The organism is Inquilinus limosus (assembly GCF_002195995.1).
Taxonomy (GTDB): Bacteria; Pseudomonadota; Alphaproteobacteria; order DSM-16000; family Inquilinaceae; genus Inquilinus; species Inquilinus limosus_C.
In genome coordinates, this window is record NZ_NHON01000029.1 from 13,531 (window position 1) to 36,992 (window position 23,462).

Consider the following 23,462-nt stretch of genomic DNA (forward strand, 5'->3'; position numbering starts at 1 on the left):
CCTTCTGCTATTCGGCGGCCAGCCGGTCCAGCGCGATCCGGCGCCGGCGGGTGGAACGGTCGGCCAGCACCATCGGCATGCCGTCGGAGCAGGTCTCGACCCGCGCCTCGACGCCATAGACCTCGCGCAGCATTCGGGCGGTGACGACGGTCCGTGGCTCGCCGCAGGCGGCGACGCGGCCTTCCTTCAGCACCAGCACCCGGTCGGTGAAGCGCACCGCCTGGTTGAGGTCGTGCAGCGCGATCAGCACGCACAGGCCGCGGCTGCGGGCCAGGTCGCGGACCAGCGTCAGCACCTCGACCTGGCGCTGCAGGTCGAGCGCGCTGGTCGGCTCGTCCATCAAGAGGATGCGCGGGTCGCGCACCAGCGCCTGGGCGATCGACACCAGCTGCTTCTGCCCGCCGCTGAGCTCGCCCAGGTTGCGCATGGCGAGGTCGTCGATCTCGAGCAGCGCCAGGGTGCGGGTGACGGCGTCGAGATCGCTGTCGTCGACCCGCCAGCCGGCGCTGCTCTTGCGCGCCAGCAGCACCGATTCGAGCACGGTGAGGACGGCGTTCACCGCCGCCTCCTGCGGCAGGTGGCAGGGCCGGTTCGGATCGCCCTGCTCCCAGCCGCCGGCCGGGCGGCCGTCGACCAGCACCTCGCCCGGGCCGCCGATCAGCCCGGCGATGCGGCGGAACAGGCTGGACTTGCCGACCGCGTTCGGCCCGATCACGGCGGTGACCTCGCCGCCCGCCATCACCGGGGTGGTGATGCCGTGCAGCACCGCCCGGCGGCCATAGGCGACCGAGACGTCGCGCAGTTCGAGGGTCACCGGGTTCATTGCCATGCGCGCCGCCGGCTGGCCAGGATCAGGCTGAAGAAGAAGGGCACGCCGACCAGGGCGGTGATCACGCCGATCGGGAAGATCACGCCCGGCACGATCGACTTCGACACGATCGAGGTGGCGGACAGCATCAGGGCCCCGGCCAGGGCCGAGGCCGGCAGGAAGAAGCGCTGGTCCTCGCCGATCAGCATGCGGGCGATGTGCGGCCCGACCAGACCGACGAAGCCGATGGTGCCGACGAAGGCGACCGGCACCGCCGCCAGCAGGCTGACCGCCAGGATCGTCTCCAGCCGCAGGCGGCGGACATCGATGCCGAAGCTGCGGGCCTTGTCCTCGCCCAGGCGCAGCGCCGTCAGCTGCCAGGCCCGGCGCGCCATCAGCGGCAGCAGCACCAGCAGGACGATGGCGGTGACCGCCAGCTTGCCCCAGGTCGCCTTGCCCAGGCTGCCCATGGTCCAGAACACCACCGCGGCCAGCGCCTGCTCCGACGCCACATATTGCAGCAGGGACAGCAAGGCGTTGAAGGTGAAGACGATGGCGATGCCCAGCAGCACCACCGTCTCCATGGTCACGCCGCGGCGCTGGCTGAGCGTGTGCAGCCCCAGCGACGCCACCAGCGCCATCAGGAAGGCGTTGACCGGCACCATCACGTCGGTCAGCGCCGGGATCAGCGCCACGCCGAGGACGATGGCCAGCGCCGCGCCGAAGCTGGCGGCCGCCGAGATGCCGAGGGTGAAGGGGTCGGCCAGCGGGTTGTTCAGCACCGTCTGCATCTGCGCCCCGGCCACGGCCAGGGCGGCGCCGACCACCACGGCCATCAGCGCCACCGGCAGGCGGATGTCCCAGATCACCACCCGCAGCGTCGCCGGCACCTCCGACGGCGAGATCAGGGCCGACACCACCTCGGCCACGCCGTAGCGCGCCGGGCCGATGCCGATGTCGAGCACCAGGCTGACCAGCAGCGCCGCGGCCAGGGCGGCGAGCAGCAGCAGCTTGCGCCGCGCCAGGCCGCGATAGGCGGCGCGGCCGGCGCGCAGATGGGTGTCGATCGGGATCGGGGAGGTGCGGTCGACCATGCTCAAGCCTTTCAGCCCGCCGGGTCCAGCGAGACCCAGTAGCCGGGCCGGTAGGGGATCGGCAGGAAGCGCTCATGCAGGGTGCGGAGCGTTGCCTCCGGATCGACATCGGCGAACAGGTCCGGATGGAGCCATTTGGCGATCTGCTGCACCGCCACGAACTGGTACGGGCTGTCGTAGAACTGGTGCCAGATGGCGTGGACCCGGCCCTCTGCGATCGCCTTGACGCCGGTATAGGCCGGGCGCGCCACCAGCGCCGTCAGCCGCTGCCTGGCCACCGCCTGGTCGGCGTCGGGGCCGAGGCCGACCCAGCCGCCATCGGGCACGTACTGGGCCCAGTTGGCGCCGGTGATGATGACCACGTCCGGGTTGGCGACCGTCACCTGCTCCGGGTTCAGCACGCCGAAGGCGCCGGGGATCAGGTCCTCGGCGATGTTGGTGCCGCCCGCCATCTTGACCATGCGGCCGAAATTCTCGGTGCCGAAGGAGGCGCAGCATTCGGCGCCCCAGCCGGTGCCGGCGGCGCGCTCGATCATCACCTTCGGCCGCGGCGGGTCGGCCTTGGCCAGCCGGTCCTGCACCAGGCCCAGCTGCTGGTTGAAGAAGGCGATGAAGTCCTCCGCCCGCTGCTGCCGGCCCAGGATCTGGCCGAACAGCCGGACGCTGGGCTCGGTGTTGGTGAAGGGCTGGTCGCGGAAATCGATGAAGACGGTGGCGATGCCGGCACCCTCCAGCGTCCTGATCAGCCCAGATTCCTCTGCCGCCTGCTTCTGGCCGAGCAGCAGGAACAACACGTCGGGCTTCAGCGCGATCGCCTGCTCGGCATTGAAGGTGCCGTCCTCCGGGTCGCCGATGTCCGGGATCGCGTCGATGCCGGGGAACTGCGCCTGGTACTGCCGGTAGGTGTTGAGGTCGGAGCGCTCGAACTCGTCCTTCCAGCCGGCGATGCGGCCGATCGGGTTCTCGCGGTCCAGCGCGGCGACGATGTAGATCTGCCGCCCCTCGCCGAGCAGGATCCGCTCGACATGCTTCGGCACCTCGACCGTGCGGCCGGCCAGATCGGTGACCGACACCTTGTCCCCTGCCGCCAGCGCCCCGCCGGCGCAGAGGCTCAATGCCGCCGCGAACAGGACCCTGATCATCGCGCCCATCGCCACCCTCTCTCGCTGCCGGGGTCGAGGTATCATGCAGACATTGCGATTGCGAGTGCTTTTCAATCTCGCTCGGGAGGATCGGCTGAAGACTCGGATGGGTGTCGCTCCTGATACCATCTGTCATTGCCGGGCTTGACCCACGGCTGTCCGGTTCAGACAGAATCGCAACCGAAGCGTGACGATCCTAAGATTTCACTCCATTTTATTGTCATCCTCGGGCTTGACCCGAGGATCCAGGGGCGACCAGAGCGGTTCTTCGTGGCCCTGGATTGCCGGGTCAAGCCCGGCAATGACAATAAAGGTTGAGATCAGGGACTCTATCCACAACCCCAGAAGCTTAACCGGACAGCCGTGGGTCAAGCCCGAGGATGACAAGAAAAGGGGCAACTCTTCCTTCATCCGATCGCCCTGAATGACGCCCGGCAAGGCTGCAACGCACCGCCGCTCTCTGGCATGCTGTCGCCGCAGCCCCGGAGTCGCCGTGATTCAGCTGTCCGTTCCCCGCCTCGACCCGATCCATGTCCGCCAGGCGGTGCGGGGCGCGGTCGCGGCCGTCGCCGCCTATGCCCTGGCCGAGGCGTTCGGCCTGCCCAAGGGCTACTGGTCGGTGCTGACCGCGGTGATCGTGCTGCAGGCCACGCTCGGCGCCACGCTGGGCGCCACCGTCGACCGGCTGCTCGGCACCCTGCTCGGCGCCGCCTTCGGGGTGACCGGAGCGGTGCTGTCCGGCCCCTCAGCCCTGCGCACCGGCGCGGTGCTGCTGCTGGTGATGCTGGCCACCGTCTACATCGCCGCCCGCCGGCCCAGCCTGCGGCTCGGCTCGGTCACCGCGGCGATCGTCATGCTGTCGGACCCGAGCCATGCCGACCCGCTGGGCGCGGCCTTCCAACGGGTGGCGGAGATCGGCCTGGGCACGGTGGTCGGCGTCCTCGCGGCGCTGCTGATCCTGCCGTCCCGGGCCCGCGACCATCTGCGCGACACCGCCGCCGACGCGCTGGGCCAATGCGCCGGGCTGCTGGCCCTGATCGCCGGCCGCCTGGCCGGGGCGGAGGCGGAGGCTGACGCGACCGCGATCAACCAGCGCATCCGCACGCTGCTGCGCAAGGCCGACGGCCAGCTGGACGAGGCCCGGCGCGAGCGGCCCGGCGCGATCCCGGAGCATCTCGACCCCGCCCCCATCATCCGCACGGTCCGCCGCCTGTGGTACAGCGAGATCATCCTGAACCGGGCGGCCCGGAGCCCGCTGTCGCCGGCGCTGCAGGCGGCGCTGGCGGCGACGCTGGACCAGGCGGTGACGGCGGCGCAGAAGCGGATGACCTCGATGGCCGCGGCGCTGGAGGCGCAGGCCGCGCCGGGTGACGGCGGCGCCCTCGACCAGGCCGTCGCGGCGCTGCAGAGCAGCGTCGATGCGCTGCGGGGCGCCAGCGGCGAGGGGCTGGACGGGCGGGAGTTCGGCCAGGCCTTCGCCATCGCCTTCACCTTCGCCCAGATCCGCGACAACCTCGCCGACCTGGCCGAACGGCTGCGCGAGCAGGCCGGCGAGGCCACGGCGCCGCTGACCGCGGATTGAGACCAGGGAGAACGCCGCCATGACCGCACCCGGCATCCACGCCATCCTCTACGCCTTCTTCGACGCCGAGGAGCGGCTGGACCGTGCCGCCATGCGCCGGCAGGTCGAGGCGTGCCTGGAGGCCGGGGTCGCCGGCATCGCCGCGCTGGGCCTGGCCACCGAGGTGGCGAAGCTGGGCGTCGACGAGCGCCGGGCGGTGATGGACTGGGTGGCGGAGGATGTCGCCGGCCGGGTGCCGATGGGCTTCACCATCTTCGGCCCGTCGGTGGCCGAGCAGGTGGCGATGGTCCGCGCGGCCGAGGCGGCGGGCGCCGCCTGGCTGATCCTGCAGCCGCCCGCCGCCGGCAGCCACGGCGCCGGCGAATACCTGGAGTTCTTCAGCCGGGTGATGGATGCGACGGCGCTGCCGGTGGCGATCCAGAACGCGCCGCAATATCTCGGCCGCGGCCTGTCCGCCGAGGATGTCGCCCGGCTGATGCGGCGCCACGCCAACATGACCCTGATCAAGGCCGAGGGGACGGCGGTGGAGATCGAGCGGCTGATCGCCGTGACGGACGGGAAGCTGCGGGTGTTCAACGGCCGCGGCGGGCTGGAGATGATCGACAGCCTGCGCGCCGGCTGCGACGGCTTCCTGCTGGCGCCGGATGCGGTCGACCACGCGGTGGCGATCCATCGGCTCTATCGGGCCGGCGACGAGGCCGCGGCGGCCGAGGCTTATGCCCGGGCGGCGCCGTCGATCGTCTTCGTCATGCAGTCGATCGAGACGCTGATCTGCTATGGCAAGCGCCTGTTCGCCGCCCGGGCCGGCCTGGCGGTGCACGACCGGGCGCCGGCGCTGCGCCCGACCGAGTTCGGGCTGGACCTCGTCGCGCGGCACGCCGCAGCGCTGGGGCCGTTCGGCCGAAGGGCTGACGGCCGGAAATATTGATCGTCATGGCGAGCCCCGAAGGGGCGTGGCCATCCAGGGGCCGGTGCGAGCGGCCCTGGATGGCCACGTCGCTACGCTCCTCGCCATGACGGGTAAGGGATCAAAGAGGCGCTTCTGAAGACTGTCCGCGCCTCAATTCCGCAGCACGTTCGCCAGCTCGCGCATCTGGGTGCGGGCGCGCAGCAGGAAGAAGCCCTGCACCGCCAGGTGGTTGGGCTGGAACATGGCGTCGGCGCGGCCGTTCATCACCACCAGCGGCCGCAGTTCCGCCGCCTCGCGCAGGTTCTCCACCATCTCGTCCCAGATCTTGGTCGCGCCGGACTGGGCGATCACGCCCTCGAAGTCGCGGCCGAGGGCGCGCAGCACCAGGAAATAGGCGTAGAGCCGCCCCTTGGTGGAATAGAAGATGTCGTCGGCCCGGGTGTCGATCAGCCAGCCGCGGCTCTGCTCGATATGGTCGGCGATGACCGAGGATTGCGAGCCGAGATCGGCGGCGAAGCGGTCGATCGTCTGCAGCAGGTTGTCGGCCCGCCGCTCGAACGGCGCGGTGCCGGCCGCGACCCGCTGGTTGTAGCTGCGCAGTGCCCGGGCCGCCGCGCGGTACTGCGATTCCGACGACGCCGTCGGCGCCCAGGAGGTGCTGAGGTCGAACAGCCAGATCGTGCCGGGATAGCGCAGCAGGCCGGTGGCGCGGTCGAGATCCGGGTCCATCTGGGAGGAACCGCGCGACCGGCCGATCTGGTCGCCCATCTCGGCGGTGAAGCGCGACAGGGCGTAGATGATGCCCTGCTGGTAGTTCGGCATGTTGTCCAGCAGCCAGCCGGGCAGGAAGAACGGGTCGTTGGCGGTCCAGCGATGGGCGCCGCCGGTCTCGCGCTCGATCAGCGCCGCGGCGATCTCGACGGCTTGGCTGCCGGTGGCCTGGCCGCCATTGGGGACCGGCGCGGCCGCGGCGAAATCCGGGTCGTCGTCGACCGCGTGCACGATGAAGGCGCCGACGGCCATGTAGAGCACGAACAGCACCACCAGCCCGCCGAGGCCCCAGCCCACCAGCCGCGGCCAGCGCCGCCCGCCACCGGCCGGAGGCGGCGCGGCGGGTGGGATGTCGGCCGTCGCCTTGCGCCGGAACAGCCCGCCCAGCCGGGCACCCCAGCCGCGTCTGGCGCGCGCCGGGTCGAGGTCTTCCTGGAAGATGTCGTCCGGCCGTTCGCTCACTCGCCCCTCGCCCATGGTCGGTCCCGAGGAACAGAATGGCGATGGCGGCGGTCCGGTGCCAGCCCCGGTTCGCAAAGCAGGTGCGGCGCGCCCCTAGGAGCGCGGCTCGGCCGGCAGGGTGAACTGGAGCAGCGGCGTTGTGCTCATGCGGTCCGTGGGGCTTCCAAACGGATGGTTGATCGTCAGCCGCAGCATCCGGGCCTGCCAGTCGACACCACCGAGAAAGACCAGCCGGCCGACGACATGCGACTGCGGAGCGATCTGCATTTCCGGATTGTCGGGCGGGGGAAGAAAGGGATAGCTCCGGCCGCGGTCGTCGGTGAGCAACAGGGTGCCGAACGGGTTGAGACGCCGCCTGTAGACGCCCGGGTTGAAGATCTCCACATCGACGACGATGCTGGACGGCAGGAATGTCACCGCCGCGATCGAGATGGTCATGCCGTTGGGATGAGTCTTGCTCTGCTGCACGCGTGCAGAAACAGCAGCAAGAGGTGGAGATGGCGGCCGCTGCGCCGGCTGCCCCACCCACGGCTGCGGCGGCGGCAATCCTGGCTTGACCAGAGGATAGACCGGTACCGGTTCCGCCGGCGGGCGCTCCAGCTTCGGCAACGGGGGCGGCGAGTCGATCTGAAGCTGGGCGTGTGCCCCATCAGTGACAGTTGCGGCGGCCATCACGATCGCGGTTGCCCGGAGGAAACGGCCGCCAGCGCGCATCGGCCTCCGGGCGGTCCGGAACAAACCGTGGCTGCAGGCGGGTTTGGCCATGATGCGCAAATCTGCGTCGCACCGGCCGGCTGCGCAATTCAGCGATTGGATGAGCCCACCATCCCTCCGGAGGATGGCGGCGCGTCACGACGGCCGGTGCCCGCACCTGCCAGAACACCGCCGTCAACCTCGCGGCACGACGGTGGCCATGATGCCGGTGAAGTGCAGGGCGCTGCCGGCCAGCACGAACAGATGCCAGATCATGTGGTTGAAGGGCAGCCGCTCCCAGACATAGAAGGCGACGCCGGCGGTGTAGGCGAGGCCGCCGGCCAGGATCCAGCCGACCGCGGCGCCGCCGAGCGACGACCAGACCGGGCCGATCGCCACCAGGATCAGCCAGCCCATGCCGAGATAGAGCGGCAGCGCGATGTGCCGGCCGTAGTGGCGAAGGACCAGGCGCAGCACCACGCCGGTGACCGCCAGGCCCCAGATCACCGCGAACAGCGTCCAGCCCCAGGCACCGCGCAGGCCCAGCAGCAGGAACGGCGTGTAGGTGCCGGCGATCAGCAGGTAGATCGAGGCGTGGTCGAGCAGGTTGCAGACATGCTTGAAGCGGGCCGAGCGCGCCGCATGCAGCAGGGTGGAGGCGACATAGGTCAGCACCAGCGTGCTGCCGTAAATCGCCAGGCTGACGATCTCGAGCGCGCCGCCATAGAGGCTGGCCAGGACCAGCAGCACGACGAGCCCGGCCACGGCCAGGGCGGCGCCGACGCCATGGGTGATCGCGTTGGCGATCTCCTCGGCCAGGGTCTCGGTGTGGGCGACGATCCCTTCGGTCATGGCATCAGTCTAGCATCCGGTCCGGCCGCCGCCATGCGGCGCGGTCACCCATGCGGCGCATCGATCGCCACGGCCACCCGCCCCGGACCGGTCGCCGGATAGTCTGAAACAAGAGCAAATATCGGCAGCAAAAGAATCGAATTTTGACCAATATTGAATAGACCACCAATTATTGCCCTCCACAATCAAACAAATCGGCTTGTCAGATTTCGTTTCATTTGCAATGGTGAAGTTCAGATCTGAATCTGAGGATCGGCATCTCGCCGCCCGATCCATAGATTTCGATATTTCCGAGATCGAATAATCCGGGGGAGGCGAACTTGCATCCAATGCCTGCAGCCGATCGTGCGGCATGTCCTTCGTGAGTTCGCGCGCACCTGCTTGAGAGCACTCGTACATCCCGGCGCGGGGATGGGACCGGGACAGACCGGGACGTCTTCGATCCGACCCTGAGACCGACTCTTCGCTCCTCCCTGTCATGGCGAGGAGGCGAAACCGCCCCGTTGAGTCAGGAACGGGCCATCACGGGCCGGTGCCGGACATTTCGGCGTGTCGACAACCAACCCAATCAAAAGAGGAATCGATCGTGGGGGAACCTGAAGCGACAAGCTTGTCGGAGCGGATACGGCAAACGGCCCTTCGCTGTTCAAGGCAGATCGCGCTGGGGCTGGCCCTCGCGATCTCCAGCGCTGGCCTGGCCCAGGCGCAGGAGCTGGCGGCACGGGCCGATCAGACGGCCTATGGCGGCCGGATCGGCGTGCCGCTCCGGCAGGGCGACTTCGTCTATCTTCCGGCCGGAGCCACCGTCGCGGCCTGGGACTACCGGGATCCGGCGGCGCCCCGGCTGGCCGGCGACACGCGCCGGCAGCCGCTGCCCGGCGTGATCACCGGGATCGCGTCCCGCGGCCGCTATCTCTACGCCAGCTGGCAACGGCAGGACGGCACCTCCGGCCTGGCGATCTACTCCCTGCTCGATCCGGGGCGTCCGCGGCTGGTCGATGGCGGCGCCCTGCGGACCAGCGCGGCGGCCGAGGCCATCACCGCGATCGCGATCGACGGGGACTATCTCTATGCGTTCGACGCCGAGAGGGGCGTGGTCGTCCATTCCCTGGCGGATCCGCTCTACCCCAAGGCCATCCGGGTGGTCGAGGGCGGCCCGGCCGAGGTGGTCGGCGTCGCCGGCAACCGCATCTTCACGTCCGCCCGGACGATGATCGGCGACACCCTGCTGCAGGTGTTCGACAACAGCCGGAAGACTCTGCCCAAAAAGGTCACCAGCGCGAACCTGGACGGGTTCGCCAATTTCCGCCTGCAATTCGCCTGGCCGCTGGCGGTCGGGTTCGGGCTGGGCGTCAACTTGTACTACCTGCCGCCCTGGGGCGGCCAGCCGCTGCTGTGGGGCAGCGCGGATCCGGGCGAGGCGCTGTTCAACGGCTTCGTCGCCGGCGACAAGGCCTACGGCTTCGGTGCCTCCGGCGTCAGCGCCTGGAGCCTGCGCCTGCCGGTGCGCCGGGTCGGCCATGTCGATTTCGGCAATGCCTTCGCCGCGGAAACGACCGCCGTGCAAGGCCGATGGGGATGGGTGGCCACCACCACCGACCAGCTGGCCCTGTTCGACACCAGCAGGACGGCCCGCCTGGCCAGCGTCGTCGACACCATCGGCGGTGCCGATATCCAGGACGCGGCCCTCGTCGACCGCACGCTGGTCCTGCTGCAGAACGTCTACGGGCTGAGCGCGGCCAGCGACGATGACCTGACGCCGACGGGACGGTTCGACGCCGACCTGCCCAAGGCCAAGCAGGACCGCGCCTTCGAGGACATGGCGGTCGATGGCAAGCGGGCCTATCTGGCGTCCTGGGGCTACGGGCTGATCGTCGCCGACCTCAGCGACCCGTCATCGCCGCGCGAGCTGGGGCGCCTGCCCGCCCAGTTCTCCTCCGCGATCGCGGGGAAGGGCCGGCATGTCTATCTCGGCACGGCCACCAACGGGGGCTCGGTGACCTCCGTCGACGTGTCGAACCCGGCCAATCCGGTGGTGCGGAACGCGGTTCCGGTGGACACCCGGGTCGAGCGGCTGCAGCTCGCCGGAACGCTGCTGTTCGCGGCCACCGCGCCGGATGTCGCCGGCGGCGTTCCAGGGGGCTTGCGCATCTTCGATGTCGGCAACCCGTCGCAGATCAGCGAGATCGGCCGCTACAGCGACGATTGCGAATTCGCCAGCGATTTGGCCCTCAGCGGCGATGCCAGGACGGTCCATCTGCGCTGCTCGACCGGCCTCCACATTCTCGATGTGAGCCAGCCGGGCCGGCCGGTCCGCCTCGGCTTCTACGCGGCAGGCCAGGGCGGGGCGGCGGTCGCGCTCGGCTCCGGATCGGTGTTCGTCGCGACGGCCGGGGATGTCGAGGAGGTCGATGTCCGCAATCCGCGCCGTCCGACCCTGCTGAACCGGTATCATCTGCCGGCGGAGGCACAACGGCTGCGGGTGATGCCGGGCCGGCGCCTGTTCGTGTTCACAGGGCCGGGAGGCCTGCAGATCATCAAGCTGTAGCGAGGCCTTTTCACACCGCCTCATCCCTCGCCGTCATTGCGAGGAGGCGAAGCCGACGAAGCAATCCATCGGGCCGCTCGTGCTGCGGGATGGATTGCTTCGCTGCGCTCGCAATTGTGGATGTTCATTAATTCGTTGATCGTTTCGGAGGCTGAAGAAGCCGCTCTCAACGCATGGTCCGCCGCTATGACCAGCAGATTCAGCCTTGCTCAATGGAGCTGTGGGTAAGCTGCCTGCCGCAGCGACCTTCAAGAGTTACAGCAATGACGGTGTCGGGAATGCTGAAAAGTCCTTCCAGCAGCTCGCGGTCAGCTGCGCCAGAACGGCTTGCGGATCTCTTCCTCGACGTCGCCATGGCTCAGGCCGACATCGGCCAGGATGTGGTCGTCGAGGCTGGACAGGTGGCGGCGCTGACGCTCGCGGTCCTGCCAGTCCAGAAGCCGGTCGACCAGGCGCAGGACCACGCCGCGGGCGGCGATGGCATCACGAGTGGCGGTGAGCGGGATTCCGGTGGCGGACATGGCGGTTCTCCTTGGCTTGCGAGGTCGGCTGGCCTCTCGGGGGCGCCTCCGCCTCACCGCTATAGTTGTGCTTTCGTTCTCGCTTCGACAAACGAGGCTTTCTCGTGCTATGACTTAGAAAAACTATCGCTCATCCGCCCCGCCCATGGCGCGCCGCCTGCCCCCGCTGAACGCCCTCCGCGCCTTCGAGGCGGCCGCCCGCCATCTCAGCTTCGTCGACGCGGCCGATGAGCTCGCGGTCACCCCCGCCGCGGTCAGCCACCAGGTCAAGGCGCTGGAGGCCTATCTCGGCGTCGCCCTGTTCCAGCGCCTGCCGCGCGGCCTGGCGCTGACCGAGCAGGGGCGGATCCTGACGCCGCAGCTGACCCGCGGCTTCGACCGCCTGGCCGAGGCGGTGGCGCGGGTCCGGGTCGACGACGTCCAGACCGTGCTGTCGGTCACCGTCCTGCCCTCCTTCGCGGTGCGCTGGCTGCTGCCGCGGCTGGCCGGGTTCCGCCGCCTCAACCCCGGCCTCGAGATCGAGGTCCACGCCCAGCACCAGGCGGTGGATTTCCGCCGCGAGCGGGTCGACATCGCCCTGCGCTACGGCCGCGGCGGCTGGGCCGGCCTCCATGTCGAGCGCTTCCTGGACGACGAGGTGTTCCCGGTGTGCAGCCCGCTTCTGCTGGCGGGGCCGCGCCCGCTGCTGGCCCCCGCCGATCTGCGCCACCACACGCTGATCCACGACGTGCTGACCGGGGATGACGAGCCCTGGGTCACCTGGCAGCACTGGCTGCTGCATTTCGGGCTGGACGATGTCGACCACCGCCGCGGGCCGCGCTACAGCGACAGCCACATGATGCTGGAGGCCGCGGCCGCCGGCGAAGGCGTGGCGCTCGGCCGCAGCTCGATCATGGCCGACGACCTGAGCAGCGGCCGGCTGGTGCGGCCCTTCCCGGACAGCCGGGTCGCCGACTACGCCTATCATTTCCTGTGCCGGACCGACGCCCTCGACCGCCCGGCGGTGCGTGCCTTCCGCGACTGGCTGGTGGCCGCGGCGGCGGAGGACCCGGACGCCCCGGGGAAGGCCTCGCCGCCCGTCCCGGCCCTGAGTGGGTGATCTGAAGGTTTACCCAGCCGTCATTGCGAGGAGGCGAAGCCGACGAAGCAATCCAGGGGCCGGTGCGCACCGGCTGCTGGATTGCTTCGCTGCGCTCGCAATGACGGTTCTAAAACTCCAGACGCGGCAAACTGCAATCCGACAGGCCTTTTGTCGGATATTAATACTGATTTTCAACGCAAAATTTGCTTTGACCGTTTGGTCAGGATTTCGTTACGGTTCGGCTTCAGGAGAGGCGGTGCCGATGCCGGGGAAACCGGTCGCGGCGTCATGTGAGGCTTGCGGTTCGTCGTCTCCCGGCAGGACGTCCGGGATCGAGCCCCTGGGAGAGATGATGACGACGGCATCCGACGCCGGCGCGGCCGGCCTGCTCCATATCCCCATCCATGGCCCGATGGCCGGCCCTCGCGGTGCTGGCGCGGGCCGGGCGTGGCCGATATTCTCTGACACTCAAGGTTTGACAGGGAGCGTCTTCCAACAATGAACAAGCTTCTCTCCGCCCTCGCCCTCTCCACGGCGCTCGTGGCCGGGGCTGCCTTCGCCGACGAGGTGAAGCCGGCAGTGGTCTTCGACATGGGCGGCAAGTTCGACCGCTCCTTCAACGAAGGCATCTACAACGGCTCGAAGAAGTGGTCCGACGAGACCGGCATCAAGATCGCCGAGTTCGAGGTCACCAACGAGTCCCAGCGCGAGCAGGCGCTGCGCCGCATGGCCGAGAACGGCGCCAACGTCATCATCGCCGTCGGCTTCGCCCAGGCCCCGGCGCTGGAGATCGTGGCCGACGAGTTCCCGGATGCCAAATTCGCGATCATCGACGCGGTGGTCGACAAGCCGAACGTCCAGTCGATCGTGTTCAAGGAGCAGGAAGGCTCCTTCCTGGTCGGCATCCTGGCCGCGATGGCGTCGAAGACCCACACGGTCGGCTTCGTCGGCGGCATGGACATCCCGCTGATCCGCGCCTTCGGCTGCGGCTATGTCCAGGGCGCGCATTACGCCGACCCGAAGATCACCGTGCTGCAGAACATGACCGGCACCACCCCGGCCGCCTGGAACGACCCGACCAAGGGCGGCGAGCTGGCGCGCAGCCAGTTCGACCGCAGCGCCGACGTGGTCTACGCCGCGGCGGGCGCCACCGGCCTGGGCGTGCTGCAGGCCGCCGCCGACGCCAAGAAGCTGTCGATCGGCGTCGACAGCAACCAGAACATGCTGCATCCCGGCTCGGTCCTGACCTCGATGGTCAAGCGCGTCGACGTCGCCGCCTACAACGTCTTCAAATCGGCCCAGGCCGGCACCTTCAAGCCCGGCGTCAACGTGCTGGGGCTGAAGGAGGACGGCGTGGGCTGGGCCGCCGACGAGAACAACGCCAAGCTGATCACGCCGGAGATGAAGGCGAAGGTCGACGCGGCCTCGAAGGGCATCATCGACGGCTCGATCAAGGTCGTCGACTACCGCACCGACAATTCCTGCCCGATGTGACGGCGGCATCCGACCGCGATGAGCAATGATGGCGTGACCCGCGCCGCGACGGTTGGCGGAGCCCCTACCGGGGCCCCGCCGGCCATCGAGCTGCGCGGCATCAGCAAGAGCTTCGGCTCGGTCAAGGCCAACCAGGACGTGTCGCTGACCATCGCGCCCGGCACGATCCACGGCATCATCGGCGAGAACGGCGCCGGCAAGTCGACCCTGATGTCGATCCTGTACGGCTTCTACGAGGCCGACAGCGGCGAGATCCTGGTCGACGGCCAGGCCAAGCGCATCACCTCCTCCAGCGACGCGATCGCGGCCGGCATCGGCATGGTGCACCAGCACTTCATGCTGGTGGAGCCGTTCACGGTGCTGGAGAACGTGATCCTCGGCGCCGAGGGCGGCGCGCTGCTGGCCGGCGGCAAGAGCCGGGCGCGGGCCGAGCTGCAGCGGCTGGAGCGCGAATACAGCCTGGAGGTGCCGGTCGACGCCGTGGTCGGCGACCTGCCGGTCGGGCTGCAGCAGCGGGTCGAGATCCTGAAGGCGCTGTATCGCGGCGCCGACATCCTGATCCTGGACGAGCCGACCGGCGTGCTGACGCCGCAGGAGGCCGACCATCTGTTCCGCATCCTCGCGGCGCTGCGGGCGCAGGGCAAGACGGTGATCCTGATCACCCACAAGCTGCGCGAGATCATGGCGATCACCGACGCGGTGACGGTGATGCGGCAGGGCCGCGTCGTCGCCAATGTCGCCACCAGGGAGACCAGCCGCGAGCAGTTGGCCGAGCTGATGGTCGGCCGCAAGGTGCTGCTGCGCGTCGACAAGACCCCGGCCCGGCCGGGCGAGACGCTGATGGAGGTGCGCGACCTCGACGTCGTCGACGGCCAGGGCGTGCGCCGGGTCAAGGACGTATCCTTCGCGCTGAGGGCCGGCGAGATCGTCGGCATCGCCGGCGTGTCCGGCAACGGCCAGTCGGAGCTGCTGGCCGCGCTGGCCGGCATGGTGCGGCCGGCCAAGGGCGACATCGCGGTGGGCGGCACCGCCCTGTCGTCCCTGCCCCAGGTCGATGCCGGGACGCTGCGCCGGCTGGGCGTCGGCCATGTGCCGGAGGACCGCCACCGCGAGGGGCTGGTCACCGCCTTCAGCGCCGCCGAATGCTCGATCCTCGGCCACCATGCCGACCCCGCCTATAACGGCCGGGTGATGACCGACGGCCGCAAGGTGGTGGCCCATTGCGAGCGGCTGATGCAGGACTACGACGTCCGCCCGCCGAACCCCTATCTCAAGGCCGCCAACTTCTCCGGCGGCAACCAGCAGAAGATCATCGTCGGCCGCGAGGTCGAGCGCGACCCGAAGGTGCTGCTGGTCGGCCAGCCGACCCGCGGCGTCGACATCGGCGCGATCGAGGCGATCCACCGCCGCCTGGTGGCGCTGCGCGACAGCGGCAAGGCGATCCTGCTGGTCTCGGTCGAGCTGGACGAGATCCGGTCGCTGGCCGACCGCATCCTGGTGATGTTCGACGGCATGATCGTCGGCGAGGTCGCGGCCGACGGCGCCAGCGAGCAGTCGCTGGGCCTGATGATGGCCGGCGTCCAGCAGGAGGCGGCGGAATGAGCGCCTTCGGCCGTCCGGCCGACGTGCCGCGCTGGGTGTCGATCGGGCTGATCCCGCTGGTCAACCTGGTGCTGGCCTTCGTCGCCGCCGGGCTGGTGGTGCTGCTGATCTACTGGGGCCAGTATTCCGCCGGCACGATGAGCGGGGCGGACTATCTCTACACCCCCGTGCACGCGGCGGAGCTGCTGCTGAAGGGCGCCTTCGGCAGCTTCCCGAACTGGAGCTACACGCTCTACTACACCACCAACTTCATCTTCGCCGGCCTGGCCGTGGCCGTGGCCTTCCATGCCGGGCTGTTCAACATCGGCGCCGAGGGCCAGGCCTATGTCGCCGGGCTCGGGGTCGGCCTCGTCTGCCTATATCTCGACTTCCTGCCCTTCATCCTGGTGCTGCCGCTGGCGATCATCGCGGCCGCGCTGTTCGGCGCCGCCTGGGCCTTCATCCCGGCCTATCTGCAGGCCAAGCGGGGCAGCCACATCGTCATCACGACGATCATGTTCAACTTCATCGCCTCCTCCCTGATGGTCTATCTGATGGTCCATGTGCTGATCGCACCGGGCCAGCAGTCGCCGGAGAGCCGCGCCTTCGCCGCCAACACCGTGCTGCCGACCATCACCGAGGTGCTGTCCTGGTTCGGCGTCAAGATGCGGCGGCTGCCGCTGAACCTCTCCTTCCTGTGGGCGCTGGCCTGCTGCGTCTTCGTCTGGATCTTCGTCTGGCGCACCCGCTGGGGCTACGCGCTGCGGACGGTGGGGCTGAACCCGCGCGCGGCCGTCTATGGCGGCATCTCGGTGGCCGGCATCATCATCCTGGCGATGTGCATCTCCGGCGCCCTGTCCGGCTTCATCGCGCTGAACGAGATCATGGGCGTGCAGCGGCGCATCCTGCTGAACTTCGTCGCCGGCGCCGGCTTCGTCGGCATCGCCGTGTCGCTGATGGGCCGCAACCACCCCTTCGGCATCGTCTTCGCGGCCCTGCTGTTCGGCGCGCTGTACCAGGGCGGGGCCGAGCTGAACTTCGACATGCCGGAGATCACCCGCGACATGGTGGTGGTGATCCAGGGGCTGGTGATCCTGTTCGCCGGCGCGCTGGAGAACCTGTTCCGGCCGCGGATCGAGGCGCTGTTCCGGCGCCGCGCGCCGATGCTGCAGGCGGCGAAGGGGACTAGCCCATGACCCTGCTCGACGTCATCGCCCTGCTCGACGCCACCATCCGCACCTCGACGCCGCTGGTGCTGGCGGCGCTGGCCGGCCTGTTCGCCGAGCGCGCTGGGCTGGTCGATATCGGGCTCGAGGGCAAGATGCTGGCCGCCGCCTTCGCCTCCGCCGCCATGGCCGCCGGCACCGGCTCGGCCTGGGCCGGGCTGGGCATGGGCGTGGTGGTGTCGGTGGTGCTGGCGCTGCTGCACGGCTATGCCTCGATCACCCATCGCGGCAACCAGGTGGTCTCCGGCCTCGCCATCAACATCCTGGCCTCGGGCCTGACGGTGACGCTCGGCATCGCCTGGTACCAGCGCGGCGGTCAGACCCCGCCGCTGGAGGGCGACGCCCGGTTCCAGCAGATCGCCCTGCCCTTTGCCGACACGCTGCGCGACGTGCCGGTGATCGGGCCGATCTGGTCGGAGCTGATCTCCGGCCACCAGGTGCTGGTCTATGCCGCCTTCCTGGCCGTGCCGCTGGTGTCCTGGATCGTCTACCGCACCCGCTTCGGCCTGCGCCTGCGCGCGGTGGGCGAGAACCCCGCGGCGGTCGACACCGCCGGCATCTCGGTCACGGCGCTGCGCTACCAGGCGCTGATCCTGACCGGCATCCTTTGCGGCCTGGCCGGCACCTATCTGTCGGTGGCGCAGAACGCCTCCTTCGGCCGCGACATGACCGCCGGCAAGGGCTATCTCGCCCTCGCCGCCCTGATCTTCGCCAAGTGGAAGCCCTGGCCGGTGATGCTGACCTGCCTGCTGTTCGGCCTGCTGGACGCGCTGGAGGCGCGGCTGCAGGGCACCGTCATCCCCGGCTTCGGCGAGGTCCCGGTGCAGCTGATCCAGGCGCTGCCCTACATCCTGACGGTGGTCCTGCTGGCCGGCTTCATCGGCCGGGCGACGGCGCCGAAGGCCAGCGGCGTGCCCTACGTCAAGGAACGGTAAGCAGATGGCGGACGAAGCCTTCGAGGCGCTGTTCAGGGCGGCCAGCGCCGCCCGGGCGCATGCCCATGTGCCCTATTCGCACTTCCCGGTCGGCGCCGCGATCCGCACGCCGGACGGCACCATCCATGCCGGCTGCAATGTCGAGAACGCCGCCTATCCGCAGAGCCAATGCGCCGAGGCGACGGCGATCGGCATCATGGTCGCGGCCGGCGGCAAGGCGATCGAGGAGATCGTGGTGATCGGCGGCGAGGCCGGCGACACCCTCCTGTGCACGCCCTGCGGCGGCTGCCGCCAGCGCATCCGGGAGTTCGCGCGGGGCGACACCAAGATCCATGTCTGCGGGCCGGAAGGGCTGCGCCTGACCACCACGCTGGACGCCCTGCTGCCCCATTCCTTCGGGCCGGAGAACCTGCGGGACTGACCCGCCAGAACGGCTCTGGCATCCGCCCTCGTCCCGTCCTAGTAAGAACCAACCGTGTCCAAACGGATTCGCCCGAGGGGTCGCCATGTCCGAGACCGCTGCCATGTCGGCCGAGGGCCACTGACATGACGCTGCTGCCGCAGGAGATCATCCGCCGCAAGCGCGACGGGGCCGAGCTCGACGTCGCCGAGATCGAGGCGATGGTGCGCGGCGCCGTCGATGCCAGCGTCACCGACGCCCAGATCGCCGCCTTCGCCATGGCGGTGTTCTTCCGCGGCATGACCATGCCGGAGCGGGTGGCCTTCACCCGCGCCATGGCCCGGTCCGGCCGGGTGCTGGACTGGTCGGCCGCCAACCTGCCCGGCCCGGTGCTGGACAAGCATTCCACCGGCGGCATCGGCGACAAGACCAGCCTGATCCTGGCCCCGATCATCGCCGCCTGCGGCGGCTTCGTGCCGATGATCTCCGGCCGCGGCCTGGGCCACACCGGCGGCACGCTGGACAAGATGGATGCGATCCCCGGCTATGTCAGCCAGCCGGAGACGGATGTGCTGGACCGGGTGGTGCGGTCCGCCGGCTGCGCCGTGGTCGGCGCCACCCGCGACATCGCCCCGGCCGACCGCCGCATCTACGCCATCCGCGACACCACCGGCACGGTCGAATCGATCGACCTGATCACCGCGTCGATCCTGTCGAAGAAGATGGCCGCCGGCCTCAGCGGGTTGGTGATGGACGTCAAGTTCGGCACCGGCGCGTTCATGAGCGACATCGACGATGCGCGGGCGCTGGCGCGGTCGATCGTCGACGTCGCCAATGGCGGCGGCCTGCCGACCGTGGCGCTGCTGACCGACATGAACCAGCCGCTGGGCCGCACCGCCGGCAACGCGGTCGAGGTGCGGGAATCGATCGACCTGCTGACCGGCGGGCCGAAGGACGGGCGGCTGTGGGAGGTCACGGCCCGGCTGACCGCCGAGCTGCTGGTGATCGGCGGCCTGGCCGCCGATGCCGAGGCCGGCCGGGTCAAGGTCGAGCACGCCCTGGCCAGCGGCGCCGCGGCCGAACGCTTCGCCCGCATGGTGCGCGACCTGGGCGGCCCGGCCGACATCCTGGAGAAAGCCGATCGCCACCTGCCGGCAGCGCCTGTGATCCGCCCGATCGCGGCGGAGCGCGACGGCGTCGTCGCCGCGGTCGACGCCCGCGCCGTCGGCGTCGCCATCGTCGCCCTGGGCGGCGGGCGCACCCGGCCGGAGGATGGCGTCGACCACGCCGTCGGCCTGACCGGGATCGCCGCCATCGGCGAGGCTGTCGGCGCCAAGGGCCGGCCCCTGGCCCTGCTGCACGCCCGCGACGAGGCCTCGGCCGCCGCGGCCGAGGCCGCGATCCGCGCCGCCATGGCCGTGGCCCACACCGCCCCGGCCCAGCCGGCGCTGGTCGCCGAGCGGATCGCCTGAGCATGGCCGCGCAGGCACTGGCCGCACCGCCGCAGGCACGGCAATCGGCGGCCCAGGGCATCGCCCTCTATGCCGGCGGCGTCTTCCTGCTGTGCATCATGGACGCCATGATCAAATGGCTGTCGGCCGGCTACCCGATCGCCCAGATCGTGTTCTTCCGCGCCTCGATCGGGCTGATCCCGACGCTGGTGCTGCTGTACCGGCCGCCGGGGCTGCAGGCGCTGCGGACCCGACGGGTCGGGGCGCATCTGCTGCGCGGCCTGGTCGGCGTCATCGGCACCTTCGGCTTCTTCTGGGCCTTCGCGATGATGCCACTGGCCGACGCCTATGCCATCGGCTTCGCCGCGCCGATGTTCATCACCGCCCTGTCGGTGCCGATCCTGGGCGAGAAGGTGGGGTTGCGGCGCTGGCTGGCCGTGCTGGTCGGCTTCGCCGGGGTGCTGATCATGATCCGGCCGGGCGGCGAGGGCAGCGGCTTCGGCGGCGGCAGCGCCATCGCCCTCTTGGCCACCGCGGCCTACGCCCTGTCGATGGTGATGGTGCGGCTGTACAGCCGCACCGAGACCAACGCCTCGCTGATCTTCTATGCCACCATGGTCATCGTCGTGGTCGCCGGGGTGCAGATGCCCTTCGTCTGGGTGACGCCGACCTGGCCCGACGCCGGGCTGCTGGCCGTGCTGGGCCTGCTCGGCGGCATCGGCGCCATCATGATGGCGCAGGCCTATCGCGTGGCGACGCCGTCGATCGTGGTGCCGTTCGAATACACCGGCATGATCTGGGGCGTCGGCCTCGGCTTCATGCTGTGGGGCGACGTGCCCGATCTGTGGATCTGGGTCGGCTCGGCGATCGTGGTCGCCAGCGGCCTCTATATCCTGCACCGCGAGACGCGGTCCAGATCGCCCAATGGCGAGAGCGGAGTCCCGGCATCATGAGAGAGGGTGCAATGCTGCCGAAGGCGGAGCTTCACCTGCATCTGGAGGGCGCGGCCAGCCCGGATCTGGTCCGCCGCTTGGCGGCGCGGCACGGCATGGCCCTGCCGGCCGACCTGTTCGACGCCCGGGGCGAGTTCGCCTGGACCAATTTCCTGCATTTCCTGAAGGTCTATGACGCCGCCAGCACGGTGATCCGGACCGACGGGGACTATCGCGACGTCACCTACGAGTACCTCAAGGCCTGTGCCGCCGAGGGCGCGATCTATGTCGAGCTGATGTCCTCGCCCGACCACGCCGCGGCGGCCGGCCTGTCGTATCAGGGCCATCTCGACGGCATCGTCCAGGGCATCGAGGATGCGCGGGCCGAGACCGGCATCGAATCCCGCATCATCGTCACCTGTGTTCGCCATCTCGGGGCGGAGCGCGGGGTCGAGGTGGCGAAGCTGGCGGCGAAGCACCCGCACCCGCTGGTCACCGGCTTCGGCATGGGCGGCGACGAGGCCGGCTTCCCGCCGCTTCTGTTCGCCCAGGCCTTCCGCATCGCCCATGAGGAGGCCGGGCTGGCCTGCAATGTCCATGCCGGCGAGACGGCGGGGCCGGAGAGCGTGTGGGCCGCCCTGCGCCTGCCGGTGACCCGCATCGGCCACGGCGTGCGCTCGATCGAGGACCCGGCCCTGCTGCGCGAGCTGGCCGATCGCGGCACGGTGCTGGAGGTCTGCCCGACCAGCAACATCGCCACCAAGGTCTATCCGGACTATCGGGCCCATCCGCTGCGCAAGCTGATGGAGGCCGGGGTGAAGGTGACGCTCAACAGCGACGACCCGCCCTATTTCGCCACCACCATCGGCCATGAATACGATGTGGCGGAGCGGCATTTCGGCCTCGACGAGGCGGCCCTGCGGCAGATGACACGCACCGCGCTGCAGGCCGCCTTCGTCGACGAACCCACCCGGGCCAGGCTCATCGCCAGGCTCGATTCCTGATCCCACCCGAAGAAGAGAGAGGATTTCCATGACCATCAAGCGCATCGGCGTCGGGCCGCGCATGAGCGCCGCCGTCATCCATGGCGACCGCGTCTTCCTGGCCGGCCAGGTGGCCGACAAGCCGACCCCGGACGTGACCGACCAGACCCGCCAGATCCTGGCGACGATCGACGCCCTGCTGGCCGAGGCCGGCACCGACAAGACCAAGCTGCTGACCGCCAATATCTGGCTGGCCGACATCGCCGATTTCGCCGCGATGAACGCGGCCTGGGACAAGTGGGTCTCGCCCGGCAACACCCCGGCCCGCGCCACGGTCGAGAGCAAGCTGGCCGGCCCGGAATACCGCGTCGAGATCCAGGTCACCGCGGCGATCTGATCACCCCTCGCCTCTCGATTGCCGGGCCTGGTCCGGCAATCGAGAGGATGTCGACGTTCTCTGGATGCCCGGGTTAAGCCTGGGCATGACAGTTCAGGGAGCAGCCGGCGGCTTCAGCAGCCCAAGGTCGCGGCCGCCATACAGGATGCGATCGATCGTCACCTTTCCCGGATCGATGTGGAAGGCGATGGCGACGCGGCGTTCGAAGCCGACGACGCGCAGTCCCGGAAACAGATCATCCCGAGGCGTTCCCCGCTCCGGAAACATCGAGAGGCTCCGGCAGAAGGCCTCGATCCGATCGAGATAGCCAATGGCCCGATCAGCGCCGGAGTGCTCGGCGATATAGTGATAGAGGTTCAGCAGATCGTCCCTGGCCTCCGGCGAGAAGACGATCTCCGATTGCATCATCGAGACCGCGACCGTTTTTGGTGCAACGCGCGGATCTCATCGAACACCTGGGCGGCGGGAAGGGCTCGGCCCGGGTCTTCTCGCATCGCCGCGGCGACCGGGACAACCTCCTCGCGCAACCATCGTTCGACAGCGGCATCCCGCTCCTGCAAGGCCCGCAGGCCGGCACGAACGACCTCGCTGGTCGTCGCATAAGCGCCCGACGCGACCAAGCCATCGATGTAGTTGGCCTGCTCGACCGGCAGGCTGACGGTTCGCTTCTCGGCAGACGGCATCGTTCGATCCTCCACCGAGACACTAACACACGGTATGATAAAATCATACCGTGTGCCACCCTCACTCGATCGCCGACAGGAAGCGGTCCAGCCGCAGGCCGGCGGGCCAGGTCCAGACCGGCTGCGAGGCGCGGCCGAGGTCCCAGGATCCGACCACGAGCTCGGCCTTGCCGACCAGGTCGCCGGCCGGCAGCAGGCCGACGCCGCCGGCGCTGACCGGCAGCCGGCTGTCGGCCGAATTGTCGCGGTTGTCGCCCATCACGAACAGCTCGCCGGGCGGGACCGTGATCTCCGCCATCTCGTCCAGCGGCCCGTGCCGGTACAGCTTGAAGACCGGGTGGCTGACGCCGCCCGGCAGGGTCTCGATCATCCGGACGGCCGGCACGGTCGACCCGTTGTCGTGCTCCACCCTGCCCTCGCCGTCCGGCCGCAGCCCGACCGGCACGCCATTGATCCAGACCCGGCCGCCCTGCACTGCGATGCGGTCGCCCGGCAGCCCGATCACCCGCTTGACCCAGGTCTGCGACGGATCGCCGGGCCAGCGGAAGACGACGACGTCGCCGCGATCCGGCAGCCGGCCCAGCACCCGGCCGCTCTCGGGCACGGTCAGGCCGAAGGGCAGCGAGGCGGCGCTGTAGCCGTAGCTGAACTTGGCAGCCACCAGCTCGTCGCCGATCTGCAGCGTCGGCTCCATCGAGCCGGACGGGACGTAGAAGGGCTCGGCGATAGCGGCCTTGGCGGCGGCGATCACCAGCAGCAGCGCCGCCAGCTCGCCGGCGCCGCGCAGCCAGCGTCGGGCGCCTCTCTTGCTCGATGCCGTGTCGGTCGCCATGGCCTACCTCCGATGCGGCGACCTTCGCGCCGCACCGGGGCCGGGACAAGTTAAGAACGGGACATGATTCCGTCAGGTGACGCC

At 69.7% G+C, this 23,462-nt stretch carries 24 protein-coding genes; 13 read left to right on the forward strand and 11 right to left on the reverse strand.

What is annotated here, in order from left to right; all coding sequences use genetic code 11:
- Positions 1 to 7: 7 nt before the first annotated feature.
- From BWR60_RS16460 to BWR60_RS16475, 4 genes are all read right to left on the reverse strand, one after another.
- Complete coding sequence (locus BWR60_RS16460; RefSeq protein WP_218823536.1) at positions 8 to 829, reverse strand: ABC transporter ATP-binding protein; 822 nt, start codon at positions 827 to 829, stop codon at positions 8 to 10.
- Entirely contained in the window at positions 820 to 1,902 is a 1,083-nt protein-coding gene (locus BWR60_RS16465) for a FecCD family ABC transporter permease (protein WP_088152109.1), read from the reverse strand. Before BWR60_RS16465 ends, BWR60_RS16460 begins: the two co-directional genes overlap by 10 nt.
- A gap of 11 nt (positions 1,903 to 1,913) precedes the next feature.
- The gene (locus BWR60_RS16470; protein ID WP_218823537.1) at positions 1,914 to 3,044 is read right to left on the reverse strand and encodes an ABC transporter substrate-binding protein; all 1,131 of its coding nucleotides are present in this window, start codon (positions 3,042 to 3,044) and stop codon (positions 1,914 to 1,916) included.
- 204 nt (positions 3,045 to 3,248) lie between these two features.
- Positions 3,249 to 3,455: a hypothetical protein gene (locus tag BWR60_RS16475; RefSeq protein ID WP_144445642.1), complete on the reverse strand. Its 207-nt coding sequence runs from the start codon at positions 3,453 to 3,455 to the stop codon at positions 3,249 to 3,251.
- An 82-nt stretch (positions 3,456 to 3,537) separates the two neighbouring features.
- Between BWR60_RS16475 and BWR60_RS16480 the strand changes: the two genes are divergently transcribed.
- Positions 3,538 to 4,626, forward strand: coding sequence for an FUSC family protein (locus BWR60_RS16480; RefSeq protein WP_179221798.1), 1,089 nt, complete (start codon positions 3,538 to 3,540; stop codon positions 4,624 to 4,626).
- 19 nt (positions 4,627 to 4,645) lie between these two features.
- Positions 4,646 to 5,554 (forward strand): dihydrodipicolinate synthase family protein, encoded by a 909-nt coding sequence (locus tag BWR60_RS16485; protein WP_088152113.1) that lies wholly within the window; start codon positions 4,646 to 4,648, stop codon positions 5,552 to 5,554.
- Positions 5,555 to 5,686: 132 nt separating this feature from the next.
- Here the strand turns inward: BWR60_RS16485 and BWR60_RS16490 are convergent, their stop codons facing one another.
- The 3 genes from BWR60_RS16490 to trhA all read right to left on the reverse strand — a co-directional run bounded on the left by BWR60_RS16490 (position 5,687) and on the right by trhA (position 8,314).
- Complete coding sequence (locus tag BWR60_RS16490) at positions 5,687 to 6,769, reverse strand: DUF2333 family protein (RefSeq protein WP_218823538.1); 1,083 nt, start codon at positions 6,767 to 6,769, stop codon at positions 5,687 to 5,689.
- A gap of 93 nt (positions 6,770 to 6,862) precedes the next feature.
- On the reverse strand, positions 6,863 to 7,534 hold the full coding sequence (locus tag BWR60_RS36385) for a hypothetical protein (protein WP_144445643.1): 672 nt from the start codon (positions 7,532 to 7,534) through the stop codon (positions 6,863 to 6,865).
- Positions 7,535 to 7,657: 123 nt separating this feature from the next.
- Positions 7,658 to 8,314, reverse strand: coding sequence for a PAQR family membrane homeostasis protein TrhA (gene trhA, locus BWR60_RS16500; RefSeq protein WP_088152116.1), 657 nt, complete (start codon positions 8,312 to 8,314; stop codon positions 7,658 to 7,660).
- A 610-nt stretch (positions 8,315 to 8,924) separates the two neighbouring features.
- On the opposite strand from trhA, the gene BWR60_RS16505 reads away from it, so the two are divergent.
- Positions 8,925 to 10,862 carry a hypothetical protein gene (locus BWR60_RS16505; RefSeq protein WP_179221799.1) on the forward strand — a complete coding sequence of 646 codons (1,938 nt, stop codon included), beginning with the start codon at positions 8,925 to 8,927 and terminating at the stop codon, positions 10,860 to 10,862.
- A 308-nt stretch (positions 10,863 to 11,170) separates the two neighbouring features.
- On the opposite strand, the gene BWR60_RS16510 is transcribed toward BWR60_RS16505, so the two are convergent.
- Positions 11,171 to 11,383, reverse strand: a complete 213-nt coding sequence (locus BWR60_RS16510; protein ID WP_088152118.1) for a DUF1127 domain-containing protein — start codon at positions 11,381 to 11,383, stop codon at positions 11,171 to 11,173.
- A gap of 145 nt (positions 11,384 to 11,528) precedes the next feature.
- Between BWR60_RS16510 and gcvA the strand changes: the two genes are divergently transcribed.
- The 10 genes from gcvA (at position 11,529) to BWR60_RS16560 (ending at position 21,863) form a co-directional block, all read left to right on the forward strand.
- On the forward strand, positions 11,529 to 12,482 hold the full coding sequence (gene gcvA / locus BWR60_RS16515) for a transcriptional regulator GcvA (RefSeq protein ID WP_088152119.1): 954 nt from the start codon (positions 11,529 to 11,531) through the stop codon (positions 12,480 to 12,482).
- Between the two features lie 480 nt (positions 12,483 to 12,962).
- Positions 12,963 to 13,958: a BMP family lipoprotein gene (locus BWR60_RS16520; RefSeq protein WP_088152120.1), complete on the forward strand. Its 996-nt coding sequence runs from the start codon at positions 12,963 to 12,965 to the stop codon at positions 13,956 to 13,958.
- An 18-nt stretch (positions 13,959 to 13,976) separates the two neighbouring features.
- Positions 13,977 to 15,560: an ABC transporter ATP-binding protein gene (locus BWR60_RS16525; protein WP_088152121.1), complete on the forward strand. Its 1,584-nt coding sequence runs from the start codon at positions 13,977 to 13,979 to the stop codon at positions 15,558 to 15,560.
- On the forward strand, positions 15,557 to 16,735 hold the full coding sequence (locus tag BWR60_RS16530; protein ID WP_088152122.1) for an ABC transporter permease: 1,179 nt from the start codon (positions 15,557 to 15,559) through the stop codon (positions 16,733 to 16,735). The genes BWR60_RS16525 and BWR60_RS16530 overlap by 4 nt, the downstream gene beginning before the upstream one ends.
- Complete coding sequence (locus BWR60_RS16535; protein WP_088152123.1) at positions 16,732 to 17,700, forward strand: ABC transporter permease; 969 nt, start codon at positions 16,732 to 16,734, stop codon at positions 17,698 to 17,700. The genes BWR60_RS16530 and BWR60_RS16535 overlap by 4 nt, the downstream gene beginning before the upstream one ends.
- A 4-nt stretch (positions 17,701 to 17,704) precedes the next feature.
- On the forward strand, positions 17,705 to 18,121 hold the full coding sequence (locus BWR60_RS16540) for a cytidine deaminase (RefSeq protein WP_088152124.1): 417 nt from the start codon (positions 17,705 to 17,707) through the stop codon (positions 18,119 to 18,121).
- A gap of 125 nt (positions 18,122 to 18,246) precedes the next feature.
- Positions 18,247 to 19,572: a thymidine phosphorylase gene (gene deoA / locus BWR60_RS16545; RefSeq protein WP_088152125.1), complete on the forward strand. Its 1,326-nt coding sequence runs from the start codon at positions 18,247 to 18,249 to the stop codon at positions 19,570 to 19,572.
- Positions 19,573 to 19,574: 2 nt separating this feature from the next.
- Entirely contained in the window at positions 19,575 to 20,504 is a 930-nt protein-coding gene (locus tag BWR60_RS16550) for a DMT family transporter (protein WP_088152126.1), read from the forward strand.
- On the forward strand, positions 20,501 to 21,487 hold the full coding sequence (locus BWR60_RS16555; protein ID WP_230983076.1) for an adenosine deaminase: 987 nt from the start codon (positions 20,501 to 20,503) through the stop codon (positions 21,485 to 21,487). Before BWR60_RS16550 ends, BWR60_RS16555 begins: the two co-directional genes overlap by 4 nt.
- Before the next feature lie 28 nt (positions 21,488 to 21,515).
- Positions 21,516 to 21,863, forward strand: a complete 348-nt coding sequence (locus tag BWR60_RS16560) for a RidA family protein (protein WP_088152128.1) — start codon at positions 21,516 to 21,518, stop codon at positions 21,861 to 21,863.
- Positions 21,864 to 21,956: 93 nt separating this feature from the next.
- Here BWR60_RS16560 and BWR60_RS16565 read toward each other — a convergent pair whose 3' ends face one another.
- From BWR60_RS16565 to lepB, 3 genes are all read right to left on the reverse strand, one after another.
- Positions 21,957 to 22,271 carry a type II toxin-antitoxin system RelE/ParE family toxin gene (locus tag BWR60_RS16565; protein ID WP_230983077.1) on the reverse strand — a complete coding sequence of 105 codons (315 nt, stop codon included), beginning with the start codon at positions 22,269 to 22,271 and terminating at the stop codon, positions 21,957 to 21,959.
- Positions 22,268 to 22,546 carry a type II toxin-antitoxin system ParD family antitoxin gene (locus tag BWR60_RS16570; protein WP_088152129.1) on the reverse strand — a complete coding sequence of 93 codons (279 nt, stop codon included), beginning with the start codon at positions 22,544 to 22,546 and terminating at the stop codon, positions 22,268 to 22,270. The genes BWR60_RS16565 and BWR60_RS16570 overlap by 4 nt, the downstream gene beginning before the upstream one ends.
- A 61-nt stretch (positions 22,547 to 22,607) precedes the next feature.
- Entirely contained in the window at positions 22,608 to 23,378 is a 771-nt protein-coding gene (gene lepB / locus BWR60_RS16575) for a signal peptidase I (protein ID WP_088152130.1), read from the reverse strand.
- Positions 23,379 to 23,462: the final 84 nt, after the last annotated feature.

Excerpts from the sequence above, each read along its gene's own strand:
- BWR60_RS16520 (WP_088152120.1), top strand. The coding sequence starts at position 12,963 with ATGAACAAGCTTCTCTCCGCCCTCGCCCTCTCCACGGCGCTCGTGGCC.
- BWR60_RS16535 (WP_088152123.1), top strand. The coding sequence starts at position 16,732 with ATGACCCTGCTCGACGTCATCGCCCTGCTCGACGCCACCATCCGCACC.
- BWR60_RS16530 (WP_088152122.1), top strand. The coding sequence starts at position 15,557 with ATGAGCGCCTTCGGCCGTCCGGCCGACGTGCCGCGCTGGGTGTCGATC.
- BWR60_RS16565 (WP_230983077.1), bottom strand. The coding sequence starts at position 22,271 with ATGATGCAATCGGAGATCGTCTTCTCGCCGGAGGCCAGGGACGATCTG.
- BWR60_RS16525 (WP_088152121.1), top strand. The coding sequence starts at position 13,977 with ATGAGCAATGATGGCGTGACCCGCGCCGCGACGGTTGGCGGAGCCCCT.
- BWR60_RS16570 (WP_088152129.1), bottom strand. The coding sequence starts at position 22,546 with ATGCCGTCTGCCGAGAAGCGAACCGTCAGCCTGCCGGTCGAGCAGGCC.
- BWR60_RS16465 (WP_088152109.1), bottom strand. The coding sequence starts at position 1,902 with ATGGTCGACCGCACCTCCCCGATCCCGATCGACACCCATCTGCGCGCC.
- BWR60_RS16470 (WP_218823537.1), bottom strand. The coding sequence starts at position 3,044 with ATGATCAGGGTCCTGTTCGCGGCGGCATTGAGCCTCTGCGCCGGCGGG.
- BWR60_RS16475 (WP_144445642.1), bottom strand. The coding sequence starts at position 3,455 with ATGAAGGAAGAGTTGCCCCTTTTCTTGTCATCCTCGGGCTTGACCCAC.
- BWR60_RS16540 (WP_088152124.1), top strand. The coding sequence starts at position 17,705 with ATGGCGGACGAAGCCTTCGAGGCGCTGTTCAGGGCGGCCAGCGCCGCC.
- gcvA (WP_088152119.1), top strand. The coding sequence starts at position 11,529 with ATGGCGCGCCGCCTGCCCCCGCTGAACGCCCTCCGCGCCTTCGAGGCG.
- BWR60_RS16460 (WP_218823536.1), bottom strand. The coding sequence starts at position 829 with ATGGCAATGAACCCGGTGACCCTCGAACTGCGCGACGTCTCGGTCGCC.
- lepB (WP_088152130.1), bottom strand. The coding sequence starts at position 23,378 with ATGGCGACCGACACGGCATCGAGCAAGAGAGGCGCCCGACGCTGGCTG.
- BWR60_RS16485 (WP_088152113.1), top strand. The coding sequence starts at position 4,646 with ATGACCGCACCCGGCATCCACGCCATCCTCTACGCCTTCTTCGACGCC.
- BWR60_RS16550 (WP_088152126.1), top strand. The coding sequence starts at position 19,575 with ATGGCCGCGCAGGCACTGGCCGCACCGCCGCAGGCACGGCAATCGGCG.
- BWR60_RS16510 (WP_088152118.1), bottom strand. The coding sequence starts at position 11,383 with ATGTCCGCCACCGGAATCCCGCTCACCGCCACTCGTGATGCCATCGCC.
- BWR60_RS16560 (WP_088152128.1), top strand. The coding sequence starts at position 21,516 with ATGACCATCAAGCGCATCGGCGTCGGGCCGCGCATGAGCGCCGCCGTC.
- BWR60_RS36385 (WP_144445643.1), bottom strand. The coding sequence starts at position 7,534 with ATGGCCAAACCCGCCTGCAGCCACGGTTTGTTCCGGACCGCCCGGAGG.
- trhA (WP_088152116.1), bottom strand. The coding sequence starts at position 8,314 with ATGACCGAAGGGATCGTCGCCCACACCGAGACCCTGGCCGAGGAGATC.
- BWR60_RS16555 (WP_230983076.1), top strand. The coding sequence starts at position 20,501 with ATGAGAGAGGGTGCAATGCTGCCGAAGGCGGAGCTTCACCTGCATCTG.
- deoA (WP_088152125.1), top strand. The coding sequence starts at position 18,247 with ATGACGCTGCTGCCGCAGGAGATCATCCGCCGCAAGCGCGACGGGGCC.